We start from the raw sequence: 4,729 nt of genomic DNA on the forward strand, positions 1-4,729 counted from the left end.
GGCGAACAGGAGTAACCCCTCATGTTCGAAGCGGCCAGGTTCGGCGACGAGATATCGCACACCAGCGCGCTGGGGGGCTTCCTGATCGGGGCCGCCCTGGGGATTGCGCTGGTGGCCACGGTGGCCATCGCCACGTTCACCTGCGGGTTCGGCGTGGCCTTGCTGGCCGGCCTCGCAGCCGGCATCGGGGGCAGCTTGCTGACCGCCGCCGGAGAGGCGATAGGCAGTATGTTCTCGTCCCCCTCAGGGACGATAACCACTGCCTCACCCAACGTGTTCATCAACAGCCGCAAGGCCGCCCGCGTCGAAAAAAGCATCGGTGCCTGCGACAAGCACCCAGGGCCGGTGCAGATTGCCGAAGGCTCGACCAACGTCTTCATCAACAGCGTCGCCGCCGCGCGCAAGGGCGACAAGCTGACCTGCGGCGCCACCATTTCCGGTGGTTCGGACAACGTCATCATCGGCGGCGGCACCTACCGTTACCTGCCCGTGGACGATGAAGTCCCGGAGTGGCTGCGCACCACCGTGGATGTGCTGATGGCCATCGCCGGTGCCGCAGGCGGTATCGCCCAGCTGATCAAGGCGGGTACCCAGGCCGGCATGAAAGCCGTCATGCCTTGCGCGCTGAAGTTCACGGCCGGCTTCGTCGCCGGTGAGGTGGCCAGCCGTTACGTGGTCGAACCCGTGGCCCGCAAGGCTATCGGCGGCCTGGTCGGCAACCCCGTCGACCTCACGACGGGCCGCAAGCTGATCCCCGATGAAATCGACTTCAGCCTGCCGGGCCTGATGCCGATCGAGTGGTCGCGCTTCTACGCCAGCGACCTGACGGTCGACAGCGTACTCGGCCGCGGCTGGGTGCTGCCCTGGGAGCAGAGCCTGCGCCGCCAGGGGGCATTCATCTACCTCACCGACAACCAGGGCCGCGAAGTCCCGTTCGTGACCCTGCAACCGGGGCAGCGCATCTACAACCCGCACGAGCAGGTGTACCTGGTGTGTACCGAGGGTGGCCACTACATCCTGCAGACCCTCGATAACCTGTTCTTCTACTTCGGCGAAGTGCCAGACACCAACACCGAAGTGCCGCTGCAGCGTATCGAGAACGTCCTCGGCCACTTCCTGCACTTCACCCGCACGCCCGACGGCACACTGACCGACATCAGCGCCACCGGCGGCACCCGCGTGCACCTGCACTACGACAACCCGCTGGGCCGCCTGACCGACATCAAGCGCGTGGTGAACAACGAAGCGGTGGAAACGCTTACCCAGTACCGCTACGACGAACACGGCCAGCTGAGCGCGGTGATCAACCGCAACGGCGACACCGTGCGCAGCTTCAGCTACGCCGACGGCCTGATGGTGACCCACAGCAACGCGCTGGGGCTGGGCTGCCACTACCGTTGGCAAACCCTGGGCGACAAGGCACGTGTGGTCGAGCACTGGACCAGCGACGGCGAGCACTACCACTTCCGCTACGACCTCGATAGCCGCACCAGCTGGGCCACCGACGTGCTCGGCCGCGAGCTGGAAGTGCAGTACAACGCCGACCACCGCGTGGTCGCCAGCCGCGACTATGGCGGCGAGCGTTACGCCATCGAGCTTGACGAACACGGCAATATGGTTGGCCTGACCTTGCCGGACGGTAACCGCCTGCAATTCAAGTACGACGAATTCTCCCGCTTGCTCGAAGAGACCGACCCGCTGGGCCGCAAGACCACCTACGAATATCACCACCTGACCACGCTGGTGACCCAGGTCAGCTACCCGGATGGCAGCACCTGGCGAGCGCGTTACGACGACAAGGGCAACCTGCTCGCCGAATTCGATGCCCTCGGCCAGATGACCGAGTACCTGAACAGCGATGACGGCCTGCCGCACACCATCATCGATGCGACCTACAAGTCCAAGTACCTGTGGTGGAACACCCTGGCCCAGGTCGAGCGCTACCAGGACTGCTCGGGCAAGAGTACGTACTACCGCTATGACGAACGCCAGCACCTGGTGGCGGTGACCAATGCGCTGAACCAGACCACCACGCTGGCGCGCAAGCCCGACGGTGAAGTGCTGCGCATCAGCCACCCGGACGGCACCACGGAAAGCTTTACCTACAACGTCTACGGTCAGGTGCTCAGCCACACCGACGGCAAGGGCCAGACCACCCGCCTGATGCGCACGGCCCGTGGCCTGCCGAGCAGCCGCCAGGATGCCAAGGGCCAGCGGGTTCGCTACGAGTACGATAAGGCCATTCGCCTGACCGCGCTGGTCAACGAAAACAACGCCACGTACAGCTTTGCCTACGACACTTCGGACCGGCTGAGCGAAGAAGTGCGGGTGGATAACCTGACCCGGCGTTTCAGCTACGACGTCGGTGGCCATCTCACACGACTGGATGAGATTGGCTATGGCGAAAATGCCGAGCGGCCCGAGCGCCATACGCTCTTTGAGCGTGATGCCATTGGCCGTTTGATTGCCAAGCTCAATAGCGATGCGCGGCAAGACTTCGTCTACGACGACGGCGACCGGCTGCTGAGCATCGAGCGGCAACCGACCGGGATCGGCAAGCAGCTTGGGATCACAGAAGAAAAGCTTGAGTACACCTACGATCTGCTCGGCCGGCTGACCCAAGAAATCACCCCCGAAGGGACGCTAGCCTACGAGTACGACCCGCTCAGCAACCTGACCACGCTGACCCTGCCGGATGGGCGCAAGGTCAATCACCTGTATTACGGCAGCGGCCACCTGCACCAGCTGAACCTGGACGGCCAGGTGATCAGCGACATGGAGCGCGATGACCTGCACCGCGAGGTGTACCGGACCCAAGGCAAGCTCACCAGTTGCTTCGGTTATGACGCCATGGGGCGCAAGGCGTGGCAGTTTGCCTCGACCTTGCCGGCCGACAAGCTTTCGCAGGTGCACAACACCGGCATCAATACCTCGTTGCTGGTCGAGCACGCCTACAACCCGATCCACCGCCGTTACCAGTACGACCCGGCCGGTGAACTGGTGCGTACCCTCGACAAGCTGCGTGGCGAGATCAAGTACGAGTACGAAGCCAACGGCCAGTTGCGCAGTCGCGATACCGGTTCGCTGATCGGCAGCGAGGAATTCCGCTACGACCCGGCAGCCAACCGCCTGGACTTCAATGCGCGGCAGTTCGACAAGGTCAAGGACAACCGCATCAAACAGTGGCGGGATCAGGAGTACCGCTACGACCCGTGGGGCAACCTGATCGAGAAGCGCTCGGGGCACAGCAAGCTGCAGTACTTCAGCTATGACTGCGAGAACCGGCTGGTGCGGGCGGAGACGTTGGTCAATGGCAAGCTGGAAAGCCAAGGCGAGTATCGTTACGACAGCTTGGGGAGGCGAATAGCCAAGCAGGCTGAAATCAATGGTGAGGTCGAGCAGAAGCGCTTCCTCTGGCAAGGGCTAAGGATGCTGCGGGAGGAAACGCCAGGGCAGAGCATCTTGTACCTGTACGAGCCGGGTAGCTATGCGCCGTTGGCGCGGGTTGATCGGGTTGAAGGGGAAGGGCAGAAGGTCTATTACTTCCATACGGATCAGATTGGGACGCCGCTTGAGCTGACGGATAGCGAGGGTGAGAGTGTTTGGCAGGCAACGTATCGCTCGTGGGGGGCGGTAGAGCAACTGCCCGTTAGTAAGGTTGAGCAGAATCTGCGCTTCCAAGGCCAATACTTTGATCAAGAAACAGGGCTGCATTACAATACGTTTCGCTACTACGATTGTGAGCTTGGGCGCTTTGTTACACAAGATCCGATAGGTTTGGATGGAGGATTCAATCTCTATCGTTATGTTTCCAGCCCCTTCACAGGAGTTGATCCTTGGGGTTGGTGCGAGAAGAAAGGTATGGGGGTGAGCAAATCTGGACATCATGTGCCATCGGTGCGAAAGTCGAAAGGTAGACCTTTCGCCGTTTCTAGATCTGATAAAACGCGGCCAACACTATTCCCTAAAGGTGAAAACCCAGAGCATGAACATTGGCTTCTACATGAGGCAGAAAGAGGACCGGTCGGGCCTCGGCAAGGCGATTTCCCAGGTACAGATGATCAACTTTTTGCGGCATATCGTGAGGCTTATAAAGATTTGGATCATATCAAAGTTGATGTCGTTTCGCCGAACGGAGCCCATGTTCTTGGTGAAAATGTGACGCCGCGCGCAGCGGTCGATTTAATAGAAAATTGGCTTAAAGAGGGTGGGCTAAGATGAAAATAGAATCTTTGGATGATTTGAAGTGTATAATTCAGCGGGATGGTTTTTTTGAGGCTGTTGTGTCTAGTGTGAATGATTGGGATGAAGCATTAGACAGGCGTGATGACGATGTCTTCGACTCCGCATGGATCGCTGCATTTGAGGAATTAAAAAAAATCGAGTACTCATCTGAAAGCGATGAAGAGGGTGTAAGTGATATGCGAGAGTATGTGTTTAAGAAAGTATACGGGTTGGTTAATAGCTCGGATGTTGCAGGATATATTTCGGATGATATAGGGCTGGTGGCTGAGTCGATATCTAAGGTGTGTGATGTTGAGTGGGTGAAAAAGTTATTTGATATTTATTGCGCTGGAGAATTCCCTAATTAACTGATTCTTGAGGCTTTGCGCGTTTTTTCGTTAAAAATCGGAGCGTGGAGGAACGGGTTGGCCAGCACCTGGTCGCGGTGACCGATGCGCTGAACCAGACCACCACGCTGGAACGCAAGCCCGACGGCGAAGTGCAG

Annotated in this window: 2 protein-coding genes; both read left to right on the top strand. The window is 59.4% G+C overall.

Translation table 11 applies throughout. The features are described 5' to 3' along the window. Positions 1-21: 21 nt before the first annotated feature. Positions 22-4,221 carry an RHS repeat-associated core domain-containing protein gene (locus BJQ17_RS29475; protein ID WP_083285131.1) on the top strand — a complete coding sequence of 1,400 codons (4,200 nt, stop codon included), beginning with the start codon at positions 22-24 and terminating at the stop codon, positions 4,219-4,221. Then, positions 4,218-4,592, top strand: coding sequence for a hypothetical protein (locus tag BJQ17_RS29480; protein WP_060537274.1), 375 nt, complete (start codon positions 4,218-4,220; stop codon positions 4,590-4,592). The genes BJQ17_RS29475 and BJQ17_RS29480 overlap by 4 nt, the downstream gene beginning before the upstream one ends. Positions 4,593-4,729 lie beyond the last annotated feature (137 nt).

The sequence above is a fragment of the Pseudomonas sp. NBRC 111139 genome (assembly GCF_001753955.1).
GTDB classification, from domain to species: Bacteria; Pseudomonadota; Gammaproteobacteria; order Pseudomonadales; family Pseudomonadaceae; genus Aquipseudomonas; species Aquipseudomonas alloputida.